Source organism: Pseudomonas sp. TE21435, from assembly GCF_056279265.1.
In genome coordinates this window covers 3,894,743-3,913,213 of sequence record NZ_JBWBQZ010000001.1, presented here as the reverse complement: position 1 = coordinate 3,913,213, position 18,471 = coordinate 3,894,743, and the positions used below count along the sequence as shown (strand labels likewise).

Here is an 18,471-nt window from a genome sequence, read left to right as displayed (position 1 = left end):
TCAGGCCTCCTGCTTTTTCAGCATGATCAGGCTCAGCCCGGTGAAGGCGGCAAAGAAGCCCAGCAGCGCCAGGCACTGCGGCCACAGCTCGCGCAGGCCCAGGGCCTTGGTGAAGGTGCCGACGGCGATGTCGAGGAAATAGCCGGCAGGGAACAGCTGGCCCATCAGCGCCGCCGCGCCCTCCAGCGACGAGCGCGGCACGATCAGCCCCGAGAACTGGATGGTCGGCAGGCTAGTGATGATCAGGGTGCCGAGGATCGCGGCGATCTGCGTGCGGGTGAAGGCCGAGATCAACAGGCCCAGGCTGGTGGTCGCCAGCAGGTAGGCCAGGCCGCCGCAGGCCAGGGCCAGCGGGCTGCCCTTGAGCGGCACGCCGAATAGCCAGCGGTTCATCGCCACCAGCAGCGCCAGGTTGACCAGGCTCACCGCGAGGTACGGCGCCTGCTTGCCGAGCAGGAACTCCAGGCGGGTCAGGGGCGTGGCGTAGAAGTTGGTGATCGAGCCCAGTTCCTTTTCCCGCACGATGCCCAGCGCGGTAAGCATGGCCGGGATGAAGGCCAGGATCAGCGCCATGACGCCGGGGCCGATGGCGTTCACGCTGACCACGTCCTGGTTGTAGCGAAAGCGCGTTTCCAGGCGCACCGGCTGCTGGCGCGAGACTGGGTTCGGGCCGAGGGCCGCGAGCTGTTCAAGGTTGGCCTGGTGCACGGCCTCGACATAGTTGCGGCTGGTCTCGGCGCGAAATGGCATGCCACCGTCAAGCCAGGCCGCAACCACCGGCTGGCGCCCGGCGTGCAGGTCGCGGCCAAAGCCCGGCGGGATTTCCAGGGCCAGCTTGATCTCCGAGCGCTGCAAGCGCTGGTGCAGCTGGCGGGCATCGCGGATCGGCGGCCGCTCGGCGAAGTAGCGTGAGCCACGGAAGGCCTCCAGGTAGGCGCGGCTCTGCGGGCTCTGGTCCTGGTCGTACACGGCGAAGGCGAGGTTTTCCACATCCAGCGAGATGCCATAGCCGAAGATCACCATCATGAACAATGCCCCTGCCAGGGCGAAGGCCAGGCGCACCTTGTCGCGCAGCAGCTCTTTGCCTTCGCGACTGGCGACGGCCAGCAGGCGGCGCAGACTGAATGCCTGGCGCAGGGCGGTCGCTGGGGCAGCGGCCTGTTCCAGCGTGGTGTCGGCTTGTGTCTGGGTGGGCGCGTCCTGGGCCTGTTCGAGGCAACGCACGAAAGCGTCTTCCAAGGTGTCGCCGCCGAACTGGATTTGCAGGGCCTGCGGGGTGTCGCAGGCCAGCACCCGGCCGGCGTGCATCAGCGAGATGCGGTCGCAGCGCAGGGCCTCGTTCATGAAGTGGGTGGACAGGAAGATGGTCACGCCCTGTTCGCGGGACAACTCCACCAGCAGCCGCCAGAAATCGTCGCGGGCCGCCGGATCCACGCCCGAGGTCGGTTCATCGAGGATCAGCACTTCCGGGCGGTGCAGCACTGCCACGGCCAGCGACAGGCGCTGACGCAGGCCCAGTGGCAGGGCGCCGGAAGGCTGGTCGGCGATGTTGCCAAGGTCGAAGCGCTCGATGAGTTCGGCGATGCGCGGCGCGCTGTCGGCCTTGGCCAGGTCGAACAGACGAGCGTGCAACTCGAGGTTCTGCCGGGCGCTCAGCTCGCCGTACAGGGAATAACTCTGGGACATGAAACCGACCCGCTTGCGCGTGGCCAGGTCACCGGCATCCACCGGGCGCCCGAGCAGGCTGGCGCTGCCTTCGCTGGCCGGCATCAGGCCGGTGAGCACCTTCATGGTGGTGGTCTTGCCGCAGCCGTTGGAACCGAGGAAGCCGAAAATCTCGCCGCGACCGATGGCGAAGCTGACCTTGTTGACCGCGGTGAAGTCGCCGAAGCGCAAGGTCAGGTCGTGGGCCTCGATGGCGACCGGCCCATCATCCACCTGGCGTGGCGGAATCCGCAGCGGCTCAGGCTGCTCGCGGCCGGCTCCCTGGAAGTGGGTAAAGGCATCATCGAGCTTGCCACTGGGCGTGGCCGCGGCCAGCTCACGGCTCAGGCCCGCAGCCAGCAGGCGACCGGCATCAAGCATCAGGCAGTGCTCGAACTGCTCGGCTTCCTCCATGTAGGCGGTGGCCACCAGCAGGGTCAGCTGCGGACGCTGGGCGCGCACCTGTTCGACCAGTTCCCAGAAGCGCCGCCGCGACAGCGGGTCGACGCCGGTGGTCGGCTCGTCGAGGATCAGCAGGTCCGGCTCGTGGATCAGCGCGCAGCACAATCCCAGCTTCTGCTTCATGCCGCCCGACAGCTTGCCAGCCGGGCGCTCGGCGAAACGTTCGAGGTCGGTGGCGCGCAGCAGGCTGGCCATGCGTTGCTCGCATTCGGCGCGGCCGAGGCCGAACAGGGTGGCAAAGAAGCGGATGTTCTCGCGGATCGACAGCTCCGGGTACAGGTTGTTGCCCAAGCCCTGGGGCATGAATGCGACCTTGGGGTACAGCGCGGTGCGGTGGCGGCGTTGGCGGATCGAACCGCCGAGCACCTGCAACTCACCCTGTTGCAGGCGCTTGACCCCGGCAATCAGCCCGAGCAGGGTCGACTTGCCGGCGCCATCCGGGCCGATCAGGCCGCAGCGGGTGCCGGCCGGCAGGCTGAATGCGAGGGGGTGCAGGGCCTGCAGATCGCCATAGCGGTGGCTGACACCGTCGGCCTGCAGCGCTGTCGCCGCGTTCATTGCAGGTTGGCCGGCCAGCCCACGTCGGCGGTGCGCACGTACCCGGCGCCGGGCATGCCCGGCTTGGCCTGGGGCACGGCGCTCGGCTCGGTCAGACGCAGCTTGACCCGGAACACCAGCTTTTGCCGCTCGTCACGGGTCTCGACCTGTTTCGGCGTGAACTGCGCCTTGGCCGCGACAAAGGCGATCTTCGCCGGCAGGGCCTGCTCGGGCAGGGCGTCGAGCACGATCCGCGCCTGGTCGCCCACGGTCAGCCGGCCGGTGGTGGCGGCGGGCAGGTAGAGGTTCATGTACTGGTCGCTGGGATCGATCAGCATCAGCACCCGGCCACCGGCACCGAGCACCTCGCCGGGCTCGGCCAGGCGCAGCTGGATGATGCCGTCGATGGGGGCGCGCAGGCTGCTGTCGTCGATCTCGCTGGTGAGCTGGGCCACCTGTGCCTCGGCGGCGCCGATGGCGGCCTTGATTGCCGCCAGCTGGGCGCGGGCGGCGACCACGGCTGAGGTGGCGGTGTCGTAGCGTGCCTGTTGCTGGTCGAGCAGTTGCTGGCTGGCGAACTTGCGCTGGTAGATTTCGCGAACGCGCTTGAGCTCCTGGCTGGCCAGCAGCAGTTCGCTCTGGCGCAGTTGCACGCTGGCCTGGGCAGCGGCGTAGTTCTCGCGGGCGCGCAGTACCTCGGCCTCGGCCTGGCTGCGCTGGGCCTCCATGGTGCGGGTGTCGATGCGGGCGAGCAGTTGGCCGCGGGTGACCTTGTCGCCTTCATCGACCAGCACCTCGGCCAGGCGCCCGGGGACCTTGCTGGCGATCTGCACTTCGGTGGATTCGAGGCGCCCGTTGCCCATGCTCAGGCCTTCGGGCAGGCGGTCGTGAAGGGACTTCCAGTAACCCAGCCCGCCTGCCGCCAGCAACAGCAATACAAGGGCGGAGGCGAAGATTCTGGGGGCTTTTCGATTCATCGGTCTGCATCCTGCGGCTTGCACGCCTTATCCTGGCGCGACGCGCATCCTGGCGCGTTGATATTGATCAAACCCCTGACAATAGACGCACAATCAGCTCAGCGCGAGGATCGCGGCCCATTGTTCGGCGGTCACCGGCATCACCGACAGGCGGCTGCCCTTTTGCACCAGTGGCAGTTCCTCCAGTGCCGCCTGCTGCTTGAGCAGGCCCAGGCCGAGTACCTGTCGGAAGGTCTGCACATGCTCGACATCCACCGCGCTCCACGGGTTCTTCTCGGCGCTGGCCTTGGCGTCGTGGTAGTGGCTTTGCGGGTCGAGGGCAGTCGGGTCCGGGTAGGCCGCGGCGCTGATCCGGGCAATGCCGGCGATCCCTGGTTGCGGGCAGCTGGAGTGATAGAAGAAGAACTCGTCGCCTACGCTCATGGCCCGCAGGAAATTGCGTGCCTGGTAGTTGCGTACTCCGTCCCAGCGGGCGCTGCCCAGGCGTGCCAAGGCTTCGATGGAGAGCTCGTCGGGCTCGGATTTCATCAGCCAGTAGGCCATGGATGCTGCTCCTGAAAGAGTTTGAAATAACTCGTTGCATGAAACCGACAGTCGGTTGGCGTCAACGTTTGCCTAGCGACTCATGTTGTCGGAAAATGCGCCGATTTTAAGCTATACGCTCCGGCAGCCATCAAGAAAGCCGCCGAGCCTGGACAGTTGTTCTTGGGGGGCAATCAATGAAACAACGTAAACCGGACCTGCTCTGGATCCTGGCCTTCATCTTCGGCCTGGGCGTGGTTACCACCGGTTACGCGCAAGGTTTGTGGGAGCGCAAGCTCGATGCCGCCTATCAGCAGGCGCCCGTCGATCCGGCGCAGCAACAGCACCGCTGATCGCGGGTTCATTTCGCCGCCAGGTACCAACCACGGTCTGACACCGTGCCTTGCAACGGTACATCCCAGCTTGCCTGGTTGAGCCGCTCCACCTTCTGGCATTCATGCGCCAGCCCCAGCAGCAATGGTTTTTTCCAGGCCTTGCGCCGGCCCTGGTAGGCCAGGCTGCGGTCATAGAAGCCCCCGCCCATGCCCAGGCGCCCCCCCCTCTCATCGAAGCCGACCAGCGGCAGCAGGATCAGGTCCAGCGCCCAGATCGGCCGTTGGCGTTTGCGCTCCACCATCGGTTCCGCGATGCCGAACCGGTTGGGGCGCAGCTTCTCGCCTGGCTCGAAACGCTGGAACACCATGCGCGTGGCGGGCCAGGCGTGCAGCACCGGCAGGTAGACACACTTGCCGCGTCTGTGCGCTTCACGCAGCAGCAGGCGCGGGTCGATTTCGCCGTCATTGGGCAGGTACAGGGCGATGTGCCGGGCGCGGCGGAACAGTGGATGCTGCGCCAGCTGGCGATAGAGGCCCTCGGCGGCCTGGCGTTGCTGGGCGGGTGTGAGGGCGCGGCGGGCGTTGCGCAGGAGGCGGCGAAGCTGGGGGCGGGTGAGCGGCGCGGTGTCGGTCATGGCACGGGCGATCCCTGAAGAAACGAAAAGCCCGCCGTTGGAGGCGGGCAGTTCTGAAAGCAGGCTCCCCGACAAGACCGCTATCGGTGTAGCCCTTGAACCCGAAAGTTCAAGGTGGAGATTGCAGGGGGCGTTAAGGCTTTCCGTCGGGCGGACATGCACACCGGCCCCAGCGTGCAACCCCCGTGGTTGTGCGTATCGGCTCAGGGACATAACCGACTGGCGCATCCCCCAGGGAGTGGCGCCAGTATACCAATCTCAGTCGCTTTTGCTAACCGGATCGTCGGAGAGCGCCTGGTCGACCCGCTCCAGCAGGTCACGCACCTGTTCGCGGGTGGTGCCGCCGCTGGCCACTTCGGGGCGTTCCTGGCGGTGCAGCAGCTCGTGGGTGATGTTCAGCGCGGCCATCACGGCGATACGGTCGGCGCCGATCACCTTGCCGCTGCTGCGGATCTCGCGCATCTTGCCATCGAGGTAGCGGGCGGCGCCGACCAGGTTGTTGCGCTCCTCGGGCGGGCAGATGATCGAGTATTCCTTGTCGAGGATCTGGACGGTGACGCTATTGCTTGAACTCATGAGTCTTGCTCCAGGGCCTTGAGGCGCAGGATCATCGATTCGATCTTGCGTTTGGCGATCTCGTTCTTTTCGATCAGGTGGGCGCGCTCCTCGCGCCAGGATCGTTCCTGAGCTACTAAGAGTGCGTTTTGCCGCTTTAGTTGCTCGACCCGTTCGATCAGCAACTCGAACCGGCTCATCAGCGCTTGCAGGTCGTTCTCTTGCATGGATTGCACTCGATTCCTTGACTCGCCTGGCGATCATGCCTGCCCCAAGGGCGCGACGGCCAGTGCCGATGGTCTTGGCGCGCCTGCCGGTGCTAGGATACAAGGTCTCCATTCTAGTCATTGCGCCGTCTGGCGCCTAGCTGCCCATGCCCAATACCCAATCGCCCTACATCGCCTTCGCCATGTTGCTTTCGAGCAATGGCCACCCAGTCACCCCTGCCGAGCTGCACGGCCTGCTGATCGGCCGCAGCTGCGCCGGCGCCGGCTTCGATGCCGATGCCTGGCTGGCCGACGCCGCCCAGCTGCTCGAGACCGAGCCCGGTGACACTGTCCGCAACGCCCTGGTCGGCCTGCAAGAGATGGTCAAGGCCGAGCTGACCGGCGACGACGTCGCCATCGTCCTGCTGTTGCCTTCCGATGATGCCGCACTCAGCGACCGCGCCACCGCGCTGGGCCAGTGGTGCCAGGGCTTCATCACCGGTTTTGGCCTGAACGCCGGTGGCAAGGACTTGTCCACCGATGCCAAGGAAGTGCTCCAGGACCTGGTGGCCATCTCGCAGGTCCAGGAAGCGCTGGAAGAATCCGAGGACGGCGAAAGCGACTACATGGAAGTCATGGAGTACCTGCGCGTCGCCCCGCTGCTGCTGTACACCGAGCTGGCCAAGCCCGAAGCGCCCGCGCCAAAGCCATCGCTGCACTGATCTGATCGGGGTCGTTTGCCCATGAGCCACATACCCAAGGCGGAGTACGCCCGTCGGCGCAAGGCGCTGATGGCGCAGATGGTCCCCAACAGCATCGCCATCCTGCCCGCCGCCGCAGTCGCCATTCGTAACCGCGACGTCGAGCATGTCTATCGCCAGGACAGCGATTTCCAGTACCTGAGCGGCTTCCCCGAGCCCGAGGCGGTGATCGCGCTGATCCCGGGCCGCGAGCATGGCGAGTACGTGCTGTTCTGCCGCGAGCGCAATCCCGAGCGCGAGCAGTGGGACGGCCTGCGGGCCGGCCAGGAAGGCGCGGTGAGTGATTTCGGCGCCGACGATGCCTTCCCCATCAGCGATATCGACGAGATCCTGCCGGGCCTGATCGAGGGCCGCGAGCGGGTCTACAGCAACATGGGCGGCAATCCCGAATTCGACCGCCGGCTGATGGAGTGGATCAATGTGATCCGCTCCAAGGCGCGCCTGGGCGCCCAGCCGCCGAACGAGTTCGTTGCCCTGGATCATCTGCTGCACGACATGCGCCTGTATAAATCGGCGGCGGAAGTGAAGGTCATGCGCGAGGCCGCGGCGATCTCCGCCCGTGCCCATGTGCGCGCCATGCAGGCCTGCCGTGCAGGGCTGCATGAGTACAGCCTGGAAGCCGAACTGGACTACGAGTTCCGCAAGGGTGGGGCGAAGATGCCGGCCTACGGCTCGATCGTCGCCGCCGGGCGCAATGGCTGCATCCTGCACTATCAGCAGAATGATGCGCCGCTCAAGGACGGTGACCTGGTGCTGATCGACGCCGGTTGCGAGATCGACTGCTACGCCAGCGACATCACCCGCACCTTCCCGGTCAGCGGGCGCTTCTCGCCCGAGCAGAAAGCCATCTACGAGCTGGTGCTCGCGGCCCAGGCCGCGGCGTTCGCCGAGATCGCCCCGGGCAAGCACTGGAACCATGCCCACGAGGCGACCGTGCGGGTGATCACCGAAGGGCTGGTGGCGCTGGGCCTGCTCAAGGGCGAGGTGCAGGCGCTGATCGACAGCGAGGCCTACCGTGCCTTCTACATGCACCGCGCCGGGCATTGGCTGGGCATGGACGTGCACGACGTGGGCGAATACAAGGTCGGTGGCCAGTGGCGCGTGCTCGAGCCGGGCATGGCGTTGACCGTCGAACCGGGCATCTATATCGCGGCCGACAACCAGGCCGTGGCGAAGAAATGGCGCGGCATCGGCGTAAGGATCGAGGACGACGTGGTGGTAACCAGACAAGGCTGTGAAATCCTCACTTCAGGCGTGCCGCGCACGGTCGCCGAGATCGAGGCGCTGATGCACGAAGCCCGCAAGGACGCCGCATGAACCGGGTCAACCTGGCGATCATCGGTGGCGGCCTGGTGGGCGCCAGCCTGGCCCTGACGCTGCAGGCCGCGGCCAAGGCGCGTGGCTGGACGATCCTGCTGATCGAGCCGTTCGCTCCGGGCGACAGCTTCCAGCCCAGCTACGACGCGCGTTCTTCGGCGCTGTCCTACGGCACCCGGCAGATCTACGAGCGGCTGGGGTTGTGGCAGGCCATCAGCCGCCGCGCCGAGCCGATCCGGCAGATCCAGGTGTCCGACCGTGGCCGCTTCGGCGCCACGCGCCTGGATGCGCTGGAGGAAGGCGTGCCGGCACTTGGCTATGTGGTGGAGAACGCCTGGCTCGGCCAGTGCCTGTGGCAGGCCATCGACAACGAGGTGGTCAGCTGGCGCTGCCCGGCGCAAGTGCAGGCGATGCAGGCCATCGCCGGTGGCTATCGGCTGCAGCTTGACGACGACACCACGCTGGAATGCGACCTGGCGGTGCTGGCCGATGGTGGCCGTTCGGGCCTGCGCGAGCAGTTGGGCATCCATGTACGCCACACGCCGTATGACCAGAGCGCGCTGATCGCCAACATCACCCCAGGCGAGGCCCATGCCGGGCAGGCGTTCGAGCGCTTCACCGAGCAAGGCCCGATGGCCTTACTGCCGCTGGCGGACAACCGCTGCGCGCTGGTATGGACCCGTCAGGGGATGGACGCCAAACGCCTGGCCGAGCTCGACGAGCGCAGCTTCCTGCGCGAGCTGCAGGAAGCCTTTGGCTACCGCCTCGGTGCCCTGCGCCAGGTCGGAGCCCGCCATCTCTACCCGCTGGCGCTGGTGGAGGCCGAGGAGCAGGTGCGCCCGCACCTGGTGGTGCTGGGCAATGCCGCCCATAGCCTGCACCCTATAGCAGGCCAAGGCTTCAACCTGTCGCTGCGTGATGTGCAGTCGCTGGCGGATGCGCTACTGGCCGGCCCGGCGCTGCCGGGCGATCTCGCCACGTTGCAGGCCTATCACCAGCGCCAGCGCCTCGACCAGGCCCTGACCATCGGCTTCTCTGACCAGGTCACCCGTGTGTTCGGCAGCAGCCAGCCGCTGCTGGCGGCCGGGCGCAACATCGGCCTGCTCGGGCTGGACCTGCTGCCACCGGCGAAAAGCTGGTTCGCCCGCCAGGCCATGGGCCTCGGCACTCGCCCCGATCCGCGGGGCCACCCATGAGCGCTGCGCGCCGGCTCGCACGGCGAGCGCGGATGCTGCGCTGGTTGCTGAACGTCTACCCGCCGTACCTGGGTGCCGGCATCCACATCCAGGAAATCAGCCCGGACATGCGCAGCGTCAAGGTGCGCATGAAGCTGACGCGGTGGAATCGCAACTACGTCGGCACCCAGTTCGGCGGCAGCCTGTACGCGATGGTCGACCCGTTCTACATGCTGCTGCTGATCGAGCAACTGGGGCGCGAGTACATCGTCTGGGACAAGGCCGCCTCCATCGATTTCATCTCGCCGGGCAAGGGCCCGGTGTATGCCCAGTTCCACGTCGGCGACGCGCTGCTCGACGAGATCCGCCAGCAGACCGCCAGCGGCAAGAAGTACCTGCCGCGGTTGCAGGTGGAGATCCGCGATGGCGCCGGCGAGCTGGTGGCGCGGGTCGACAAAACTTTATACGTGCGGCTCAAGCCGCAAGCGAGGCAGGCGTAAGGCATGGAAATGCGCGCAGATCTGTTGATTGTCGGTGCCGGCATGGTCGGCAGCGCCCTGGCCCTGGCCTTGCGCCACAGTGGCCTGGAGGTGCTCCTGCTCGACGGCGGTCCTTTGTCGGTCAAGCCGTTTGACGGCGAGGCGCCTTTCGAACCCAGGGTCAGTGCCCTGTCGGCCGCCAGCCAGCGCATTCTCGAGCGCCTGGGAGCCTGGGAGGGCATCGCCCGGCGCCGGGTTTCGCCCTACTCGGACATGCACGTCTGGGATGGCAGCGGCACCGGCGAGATTCATTTTTCTGCGGCCAGCGTGCACGCCGAGGTGCTGGGGCATATCGTCGAGAATCGCGTGGTCCAGGACGGCCTGCTGGAGCGTCTGCACGACAGCGATGTCGGGCTGCTGGCCAATGCCCGCCTGGAGCAGTTGCGCCGCTCCGGCGACGAATGGCTGGTGACCTTGGCCGATGGTCGCAAGCTGCGCGCGCCGCTGGTGGTCGCCGCTGATGGCGCCAACTCGGCGGTGCGTCGCCTGGCGGGCTGCCAAACACGCGAATGGGATTACCTGCACCACGCTATCGTCACCAGCGTGCGTTGTAGCGAGGCGCACCGCGCCACGGCCTGGCAACGCTTTACGGATGAAGGCCCGCTGGCGTTCCTGCCGCTGTCGCGTGATGGCCGCCAGGACTGGTGTTCGATTGTCTGGTCGACCACGCCGGAGCAGGCCGAGCAGGCCATGGCGCTGGACGACGTGGCGTTCCGCAAGGCGCTTGAGCGTGCCTTCGAAGGCCGCCTGGGTGACGTGCTCGAGGCTGATCCGCGGGTCTGCGTGCCGCTGCGCCAGCGCCATGCCAAGCGTTATGTCGATGAAGGGCTGGCGCTGATCGGTGACGCCGCCCACACCATCCATCCGCTGGCGGGGCAGGGGGTCAACCTGGGCTTCCTCGATGCCGCCGTGCTGGCCGAAGAGCTGGTACGTGCCAGCGAGCGCGGCGAGCGCCTGGCCGATGTGAAGGTGCTGAGCCGTTTTGAACGACGGCGCATGCCGCACAACCTGGCGCTGATGGCGGCGATGGAAGGCTTCGAGCGGTTGTTCCAGGCCAACCCGTTGCCGCTGCGCTGGTTGCGCAACAGTGGGCTGAAACTGGTGGAGCAGATGCCGGAGGCCAAGGCGCTGTTCGTGCGCCAGGCATTGGGGTTGTCCGGGGACCTGCCGGAGTTGGCCAAGGCCTGAGGGTCGCTGGGGCTGCGCAGCAGCCCCTTGCAACATCCGGTAACGGCTAAGCAGATGAGCGGGAAAATGGGATTCACTACCATTTGCACCTCTCAACCCAGCGAGGAGTACCCCGATGTTGCCCCGCAAGCCCCTACTGGCCGCACTGGCCCTCACTCTGTTCGGCGGCACCGCCCAGGCGGCGGAAGAAGTGGTGGTGTACTCCTCGCGCATCGACGAGCTGATCAAGCCGGTGTTCGACGCCTACACCGCCAAGACCGGCGTCAAGATCAAGTTCATCACCGACAAGGAAGCCCCTTTGATGCAGCGCATCAAGGCCGAGGGCGAGAACGGCGTGGCCGACCTGCTGCTCACCGTCGATGCCGGCAACCTCTGGCAAGCCGAGCAGATGGGCATCCTGCAACCGATCAAGTCGGCCACCATCGACCAGAACATTCCGCCGCAGTACCGCGCCTCGTCCCACGACTGGACTGGCCTGAGCCTGCGCGCGCGGACCATCGCCTACTCCACCGACCGGGTCAAACCTGCCGAACTGAGCACCTACGAAGCCCTGGCCGACCAACATTGGGAAGGCCGCCTGTGCCTGCGCACGGCGAAGAAGGTCTACAACCAGTCGCTGACCGCCACCCTGATCGAGAACCATGGCGAGGCCGAGACCGAGAAACTGATCAAGGGCTGGGTCAACAACCTGTCCACCGACGTGTTCTCCGACGACACCGCAGTGCTTCAGGCCATTGCCGCCGGCCAGTGCGACGTGGGTATCGTCAACACCTATTACTACGGCCGTCTGCACAAGGAAAAGCCCGATCTGCCGGTGAAGCTGTTCTGGCCCAACCAGGGTGACCGCGGTGTGCACGTCAACCTGTCGGGTATCGGCCTGACCAAGCATGCGCCGCACCCGGAAGCGGCAAAGAAACTGGTGGAGTGGATGACCGGCGAGGAGGCGCAGAAGCTGTTCGCCGACATCAACCAGGAATTCCCGGCCAACCCGAAGGTGAAACCGTCTTCGGAAGTGGCGGCCTGGGGTAGCTTCAAGGCCGACAGCATTCCGGTGGAAGTCGCTGGCAAGCGCCAGGCCGAAGCCATTCGCTTGATGGATCGGGCTGGCTGGAACTGAGTCCACCGCCTTATCCTTGAGAACCGATCGCGGGGCAAGCCCGCTCTCGCAAAGTTGTGGGAGCGCGCTTGCCCCGCGATGCTATCGCACAGCCCTCGAGATTTTCCATTTGGCCCACACCCCCCAACGTCGCTGGTACCTCCCGGTCTTGCTGGTCGCCGCCCTGGTCCTGCTGCCGCTCAGCGTCTTGCTGTTGTCATGGCAGTCGGTCGACATGCAGATTTGGTCGCACCTGCTCGACACCCAGATGAGTCGCCTGCTGGGCAACACCCTGACCCTGGTGGTCGGCGTAGGTCTTGGCGTGACCGTGCTGGGGGTGAGTTTGGCCTGGCTCACCAGCCTCTGCGAGTTCCCCGGCCGGCGGTGGCTGGACTGGGCTTTGATGCTACCGTTCGCCATCCCGGCCTATGTGCTGGCGTTCGTCTTCGTCGGCCTGCTCGATTTTGCAGGCCCCGTGCAGACGGCGCTGCGCGAGGTGTTCGGGCCCATGCGCCTGCCCAGGGTGCGCTCCACCGGTGGCGTGATCACGGTATTGGTGCTGGTGTTCTACCCCTACGTCTACCTGCTGGCGCGCACAGCGTTCCTGGCCCAGGGCAAGGGCTTGATGGAGGCGGCGCGGGTGTTGGGGCTGTCACCGCTGCAGGCGTTCTGGCGGGTGGCCTTGCCCATGGCGCGGCCGGCCATCGGCGCCGGCATCGCCCTGGCATTGATGGAGACCCTGGCCGATTTCGGCGCGGTGGCAGTATTCAATTTCGACACCTTTACCACAGCCATCTACAAGACCTGGTACGGCTTCTTCAGCCTGTCCAGCGCGGCGCAACTGGCCAGCCTGCTGTTGCTGGCCGTGATCCTGGTGCTGTACGGCGAGCGCCGGGCCCGAGGGGCCAGCCGCAGTGGCAACGAACGCCCGAGGGCACAGGCGCTTTATCACTTGCGGGGTATCAAGGCGTTGGCTGCCAGTGTCTGGTGCCTGCTGGTGTTCGCCTGTGCCTTCGTCATCCCGATGCTGCAGTTGCTGGCGTGGCTCTGGCAGCGGGGTCGGCACGACCTCGACGAGCGTTATCTCGGCCTGGTCATGCACACCCTGTACCTCGGTGCCATGGCGGCGTTGATCACGGTCAGCGTGGCCATGCTGCTGGCGTTCGCCAGGCGGCAGGCCCCGACCGCTGGTATCCGCGCCGGGGTCGGCTTGGCCAACCTGGGGTACGCCTTGCCCGGCTCGGTGCTGGCCGTGTCGATCATGTTGGCGTTCAGCTACCTGGACAACGAGCTGGTAGTGCCGCTGTCCCAGTGGTTGGGTGGGGCTGGCAAACCGATGTTGCTGGGAAGCTTGTCGGCATTGTTGCTGGCTTATCTGGTCCGGTTCATCGCTGTGGCCTATGGTCCGCTGGAGAGCAGCCTGGAGCGGATCCGCCCATCGCTTCCGGAAGCGTCGCGCAGCCTCGGGGTCGGTGGCCCAGGATTGTTTTTCAAGGTGTATCTGCCGTTGCTGGTGCCCGGCGCCCTCAGTGCCGCCCTGCTGGTATTCGTCGATGTACTCAAGGAGATGCCGGCGACTTTGTTGATGCGCCCGTTTGGCTGGGACACTTTGGCCGTGCGCGTGTTCGAGATGACTAGCGAGGGCGAATGGGCGCGTGCTTCGCTGCCAGCGTTGACCCTGGTACTGGTCGGCCTGCTGCCGGTGATCGGCCTGATCCGCCGTTCGGCCCATCGTCCGGGGCATCCGCGCTGAGGGTGTCACGCAGCTCCCTTGCGGCTACAATGCGCGGCATTCGCAGCGACGGGTCCTACAAGAACAGGTGATGCTTGAACATCGCCGACCGCCGCCGCCTCGCCACGCCCGGAAGGAGAAACCCATGGGACAGCGTACGCCTCTGTATGACCTGCACCTGGCGCTTGGCGCCAAGACGGTCGATTTCGGCGGATGGGACATGCCCCTGCACTACGGCTCGCAAGTCGAGGAGCACCACCAGGTGCGCAGTGATTGCGGGGTGTTCGATGTTTCCCACATGACGGTCATCGATATCGATGGCTGCGCCGCCACGCCCTGGCTGCAGCACCTGCTGGCCAACGACGTGACGCGCCTGGAAACCCCCGGCAAGGCCCTCTACAGCCCGCTGCTCAATGCCGAGGGCGGGGTCATTGACGATCTCATCGCCTACCGCACCGAAGACGGTTATCGCCTGGTGGCCAATGCCGCCACCCGCGACAAGGTGCTGGCCTGGCTGCAGACCCGCAGCGAAGGCTTCAAGGTGAATTTCAAGGCACGGCCTGAACTGGCCATTCTCGCCATCCAGGGGCCTCACGCCCGAGAAAAGGTCGCTGCCCTGCTCAGCGCCTCGCGGGCCGCGCTGATCCGCGAGCTGCGCCCCTTCGAAGGCCTCGCCGACGGTGACTGGTTCATCGCCCGCACCGGCTATACCGGGGAAGACGGGCTGGAAATCATTCTTCCGGGCGAACAGGCCCCGGCGTTCTACAACGACCTGGTCGGCGCCGGTATCGCCCCGAGTGGCCTGGGCGCCCGCGATACGCTGCGCCTGGAAGCCGGCATGAACCTGTATGGCCAGGATATCGATGAAGCCCATACCCCGTTGACCTCCAACCTGGGCTGGAGCGTCGCCTGGGAGCCGGTCGGGCGCGAATTTATCGGCCGCAGCGGCCTGCTCGCGGAAATCGAACAGGGCGTCAAGGAAAAACTGGTCGGCCTGGTGCTCGAGGAGCGTGGCGTATTGCGCGCGCATCAGGTGGTCCGTGTATCCGGGATTGGTGAAGGGGAGATCACCAGTGGTAGTTTCTCGCCTACGCTGAGCAAATCCATTGCCTTGGCCCGCGTGCCCATGGCCACCGGTGACCGGGCCGAGGTGGAAATTCGCGGCAAGTGGTACCCGGTGCGAGTGGTCAAGCCGACCTTCGTGCGCCATGGCAAGATCCTGATCTGAACATTAACGGCGGGCCGTCCGCTGACCCATTACGAGGAATACAAGACAATGAGCCAAATCCCCGCCGACCTGCGTTTTGCCGAAAGCCACGAGTGGGCTCGCCTGGAAGCCGATGGCACGGTGACCGTGGGTATCAGTGACCATGCCCAGGTAGCACTGGGCGACGTGGTGTTCGTCGAGCTGACCGAAGTCGGCAAGGTGTTCGCCGCCGGCGACGCTGCTGGCGTGGTCGAGTCCGTCAAGGCCGCCTCGGATATCTATGCGCCGGTGGGTGGTGAAGTGATCGCGGTCAACGAAGAGCTCAGCGATGCGCCGGAGCTTCTGAACTCCGAGCCTTACGATTCCTGGATCTTCAAGCTCAAGCCAAGTGACAAGTCCGAGCTGGACAAGCTGCTGGACGCAGCAGGCTATGCAGCGCTGATCGGCGAGTAACAGGGCCGCCCTCATCGCGGGGCATGCCCGTTCCCATAGTGTGTTCCTTGTGGGAGCGGGCTTGCCCCGCGATAAGGGCTGCACGGCAAACGCAATAATCCCCGCACATTCGGCAATCCTTCCTAGACTTGTAAGTCTCCATGAGAGCTGGTCCAGGAAGAGATCGTCGCCATGTCCCAGTCACCATCGCTGAGCCAACTGCAAGAGTCCAACCCTTTCCTGCGTCGCCACCTGGGGCCTGATGCCCAGGAGCAGCAGGCCATGCTCGACGCCCTCGGCGTCGCCAGCCGCAGTGAACTGATCGAGCAGACGGTGCCGCCGGGCATCCGCTTCAATCGCCCGCTCGACCTGCCGCCGGCCCTCGATGAGCAGGCTGCACTGGCCAAACTCGCGGGCCACGCTGCGCAGAACCAGCTGTGGACCAACCTGATCGGCATGGGCTACCACCCCACCATTACCCCCACGGTCATCCTGCGCAACGTGCTGGAGAACCCTGGCTGGTACACCGCCTACACGCCTTACCAACCAGAAATCGCCCAAGGCCGGCTGGAGGCGCTGTTGAACTTCCAGCAAATGATCATCGACCTTGCCGGCCTGCCCCTGGCCAATGCCTCGCTGCTTGACGAGGCCACCGCTGCCGCCGAAGCCATGGCACTGGCCAAGCGCGTGGCGCGCAGCAAGAGCAACGCCTTCTTCGCCGACGAGCACTGCCACCCGCAAACCCTGTCGGTGCTCAAGACCCGTGCCGAAGGCTTTGGCTTCGAGTTGATCGTCGACACCGTGGACAACCTGGGCAAGCACAAGGTGTTCGGGGCGTTGCTGCAGTATCCGGACACCCACGGCGAGGTCCGCGACCTGCGCCCGCTGATCGACCAGTTGCACGGTCAGCAGGCCCTGGCCTGCGTCGCCGCCGACATCCTCAGCCTGGTGGTGCTGACACCGCCCGGCGAACTGGGGGCCGACGTGGTGCTCGGCTCGACCCAGCGCTTTGGCGTGCCCATGGGTTATGGCGGGCCGCACGCGGCCTATTTCGCCTGCCGCGACGACTACAAGCGGGCGATGCCCGGGCGCATCATCGGCGTATCACGTGATGCCCGTGGCAACACTGCGCTGCGCATGGCCCTGCAGACACGCGAGCAACATATACGTCGCGAGAAAGCCAACTCCAACATCTGCACGGCCCAGGTGCTACTGGCCAACATCGCCGGCTTCTATGCTGTCTATCACGGGCCTGAGGGCTTGCAGCGCATCGCCCAGCGCGTGCACCGGCTGACCTTCGTCCTGGCCGCCGGGCTCGAGGCCAAGGGCATCAAGCGCCTCAACCAGCATTTCTTCGACACCCTGACGCTGGACGTCGGCGGCACCCAGGGGGCGATCATCGAAAGCGCCGAGGACGCCCGCATCAACCTGCGCATCCTTGGCCGTGGCCATCTGGGGGTGAGCCTGGACGAAACCTGCGACGAGGCCACGGTGCTCAAGCTGTTCGACATTTTCCTCGGCGTCGACCACGGCCTGGACATAGCCGCCCTCGACCAGCAGGCCCTGCCCGAAGGCATCCCTGGCGCGCTGGTGAGGCGCACGCCGATCCTGCAGCACCCGGTGTTCAACCTGCACCACAGCGAGACCGAGATGCTGCGCTACCTCAAGCAGCTGGAGAACAAGGACCTGGCACTCAACCAGTCGATGATCCCGCTGGGCTCGTGCACCATGAAGCTCAACGCCACCAGCGAGATGATCCCCATCACCTGGCCTGAGTTCGCCCAACCGCATCCGTTCGCCCCGGCGGCGCAGGTGCAAGGCTACAAGGCGATGATCGACGAGCTCGAAGCCTGGCTGTGCGCCATCACCGGCTTCGATGCCATCTGCATGCAGCCCAACTCGGGCGCCCAGGGCGAGTACGCCGGGCTGATGGCGATCACTCGTTACCACCGCAGCCGCCACCAGGCCGGGCGCACGATCTGCCTGATCCCGTCCTCGGCCCATGGCACCAACCCGGCGTCGGCGCAGATGGCCGGCATGGAGGTGGTGATCGTCGAGTGCGACGGGGATGGCAACGTCGACCTCGACGACCTCAAGGCCAAGGCGCGCCAGGCCGGCGAGCGGCTGTCGTGCCTGATGGTGACCTACCCGTCCACCCATGGGGTGTATGAAGAGGGCATCCGCGAGATCTGCGAGGTGGTGCACCAGCTTGGCGGGCAGGTTTACATGGACGGCGCCAATCTCAATGCCCAGGTAGGGCTGACGCGGCCGGCGGACATCGGTGCCGATGTCTCGCACATGAACCTGCACAAGACCTTCTGCATCCCCCATGGCGGCGGTGGCCCGGGCATGGGGCCCATCGGCATCCGTGCACATCTCAAGCCGTTCGTGGCCAGCCACCCGGTGGTGCCGGTGCCGGGGCTGGACCCGAACAACAGCGCGGTGAGCGCGGCGCCTTGGGGCAGCGCCAGCATCCTGCCGATCAGCTGGATGTACATCGCCATGATGGGGCCGCAGCTGGCCGATGCCAGCGAGGTGGCGATCTTGTCCGCCAATTACCTGGCCAGCCAGCTGCGCGATGCCTTCCCGGTGCTCTACCGTGGGCGCAACCAGCGGGTGGCCCATGAGTGCATCTTCGACCTGCGCCCGCTCAAGGCGCTGACCGGCATTACCGAGGAGGACGTGGCCAAGCGCCTGATGGACTATGGCTTCCATGCCCCGACCATGTCGTTCCCGGTACCGGGCACGTTGATGGTCGAGCCCACCGAAAGCGAGTCGAAGGCCGAGCTGGATCGTTTCGTCGAAGCGATGCTGGCGATCCGCGCCGAGATCGCGCAGGTGCAGGACGGCAACTGGCCTGCGGAGGACAACCCGCTCAAGCATGCACCGCACACCCTGGCCGATGTGCTGGCGCCGTGGAACCGGCCCTACAGCATTGAACAGGGCATCGCCCCCAGCGCTCACGCCCGCCAGCACAAGTACTGGCCGGCGGTGAACCGGGTCGACAACGTGTATGGGGACAGGAATCTGTTCTGCGCGTGCGTGCCGGTGGAGGCTTATCGCTGAGCTAGCGATCCACCGACACAGCAGG

The 18,471-nt window shown here is 66.0% G+C and carries 17 protein-coding genes and 1 other RNA gene; 11 read left to right on the top strand and 7 right to left on the bottom strand.

All coding sequences use genetic code 11. The features are described 5' to 3' along the window. From rbbA to ACZ9C1_RS17690, 3 genes are all read right to left on the bottom strand, one after another. Complete coding sequence (rbbA, locus tag ACZ9C1_RS17700; RefSeq protein WP_476254221.1) at positions 1–2,724, bottom strand: ribosome-associated ATPase/putative transporter RbbA; 2,724 nt, start codon at positions 2,722–2,724, stop codon at positions 1–3. Further along, positions 2,721–3,680: an HlyD family secretion protein gene (locus ACZ9C1_RS17695; protein ID WP_046853721.1), complete on the bottom strand. Its 960-nt coding sequence runs from the start codon at positions 3,678–3,680 to the stop codon at positions 2,721–2,723. The genes rbbA and ACZ9C1_RS17695 overlap by 4 nt, the downstream gene beginning before the upstream one ends. Before the next feature lie 93 nt (positions 3,681–3,773). After that, complete coding sequence (locus ACZ9C1_RS17690) at positions 3,774–4,223, bottom strand: EVE domain-containing protein (protein ID WP_046853722.1); 450 nt, start codon at positions 4,221–4,223, stop codon at positions 3,774–3,776. 176 nt (positions 4,224–4,399) lie between these two features. Here ACZ9C1_RS17690 and ACZ9C1_RS17685 point away from each other — a divergent pair, with 176 nt between their 5' ends. Further along, a complete protein-coding gene (locus ACZ9C1_RS17685) occupies positions 4,400–4,555 on the top strand; it encodes a hypothetical protein (RefSeq protein WP_011536298.1) in 156 nt (51 codons plus the stop codon). Between the two features lie 8 nt (positions 4,556–4,563). On the opposite strand, the gene ACZ9C1_RS17680 is transcribed toward ACZ9C1_RS17685, so the two are convergent. The 4 genes from ACZ9C1_RS17680 to ACZ9C1_RS17665 all read right to left on the bottom strand — a co-directional run bounded on the left by ACZ9C1_RS17680 (position 4,564) and on the right by ACZ9C1_RS17665 (position 5,954). Beyond that, positions 4,564–5,172, bottom strand: a complete 609-nt coding sequence (locus ACZ9C1_RS17680; protein ID WP_139674413.1) for a 5-formyltetrahydrofolate cyclo-ligase — start codon at positions 5,170–5,172, stop codon at positions 4,564–4,566. Between the two features lie 61 nt (positions 5,173–5,233). Further along, positions 5,234–5,413, bottom strand: a non-coding RNA gene (ssrS, locus tag ACZ9C1_RS17675) — 6S RNA. 17 nt (positions 5,414–5,430) lie between these two features. Beyond that, positions 5,431–5,748: a cell division protein ZapA gene (locus ACZ9C1_RS17670; protein ID WP_023631617.1), complete on the bottom strand. Its 318-nt coding sequence runs from the start codon at positions 5,746–5,748 to the stop codon at positions 5,431–5,433. Then, positions 5,745–5,954, bottom strand: coding sequence for a TIGR02449 family protein (locus tag ACZ9C1_RS17665; RefSeq protein ID WP_023631616.1), 210 nt, complete (start codon positions 5,952–5,954; stop codon positions 5,745–5,747). Before ACZ9C1_RS17665 ends, ACZ9C1_RS17670 begins: the two co-directional genes overlap by 4 nt. 146 nt (positions 5,955–6,100) lie before the next feature. Here ACZ9C1_RS17665 and ACZ9C1_RS17660 point away from each other — a divergent pair, with 146 nt between their 5' ends. From ACZ9C1_RS17660 to gcvP, 10 genes are all read left to right on the top strand, one after another. Continuing rightward, positions 6,101–6,655, top strand: coding sequence for a YecA/YgfB family protein (locus tag ACZ9C1_RS17660; RefSeq protein WP_038707024.1), 555 nt, complete (start codon positions 6,101–6,103; stop codon positions 6,653–6,655). Between the two features lie 21 nt (positions 6,656–6,676). Then, entirely contained in the window at positions 6,677–8,011 is a 1,335-nt protein-coding gene (gene pepP, locus ACZ9C1_RS17655; RefSeq protein WP_102685065.1) for a Xaa-Pro aminopeptidase, read from the top strand. After that, entirely contained in the window at positions 8,008–9,207 is a 1,200-nt protein-coding gene (ubiH, locus tag ACZ9C1_RS17650; RefSeq protein ID WP_457377722.1) for a 2-octaprenyl-6-methoxyphenyl hydroxylase, read from the top strand. The genes pepP and ubiH overlap by 4 nt, the downstream gene beginning before the upstream one ends. Continuing rightward, entirely contained in the window at positions 9,204–9,686 is a 483-nt protein-coding gene (locus ACZ9C1_RS17645) for a DUF4442 domain-containing protein (protein WP_476254220.1), read from the top strand. The genes ubiH and ACZ9C1_RS17645 overlap by 4 nt, the downstream gene beginning before the upstream one ends. A 9-nt stretch (positions 9,687–9,695) precedes the next feature. Next, positions 9,696–10,913: a 2-octaprenyl-3-methyl-6-methoxy-1,4-benzoquinol hydroxylase gene (locus tag ACZ9C1_RS17640; RefSeq protein ID WP_277505517.1), complete on the top strand. Its 1,218-nt coding sequence runs from the start codon at positions 9,696–9,698 to the stop codon at positions 10,911–10,913. A gap of 115 nt (positions 10,914–11,028) precedes the next feature. Continuing rightward, positions 11,029–12,030 (top strand): extracellular solute-binding protein, encoded by a 1,002-nt coding sequence (locus ACZ9C1_RS17635; RefSeq protein WP_277502308.1) that lies wholly within the window; start codon positions 11,029–11,031, stop codon positions 12,028–12,030. A gap of 109 nt (positions 12,031–12,139) precedes the next feature. Then, a complete protein-coding gene (locus ACZ9C1_RS17630; RefSeq protein WP_139674400.1) occupies positions 12,140–13,762 on the top strand; it encodes an ABC transporter permease in 1,623 nt (540 codons plus the stop codon). Positions 13,763–13,886: 124 nt separating this feature from the next. Continuing rightward, positions 13,887–14,969: a glycine cleavage system aminomethyltransferase GcvT gene (gcvT, locus tag ACZ9C1_RS17625; protein ID WP_277502307.1), complete on the top strand. Its 1,083-nt coding sequence runs from the start codon at positions 13,887–13,889 to the stop codon at positions 14,967–14,969. 48 nt (positions 14,970–15,017) lie between these two features. Continuing rightward, on the top strand, positions 15,018–15,401 hold the full coding sequence (gene gcvH, locus ACZ9C1_RS17620) for a glycine cleavage system protein GcvH (RefSeq protein WP_277502306.1): 384 nt from the start codon (positions 15,018–15,020) through the stop codon (positions 15,399–15,401). 171 nt (positions 15,402–15,572) lie between these two features. Next, positions 15,573–18,446: an aminomethyl-transferring glycine dehydrogenase gene (gene gcvP / locus ACZ9C1_RS17615; protein ID WP_277502305.1), complete on the top strand. Its 2,874-nt coding sequence runs from the start codon at positions 15,573–15,575 to the stop codon at positions 18,444–18,446. Positions 18,447–18,471 lie beyond the last annotated feature (25 nt).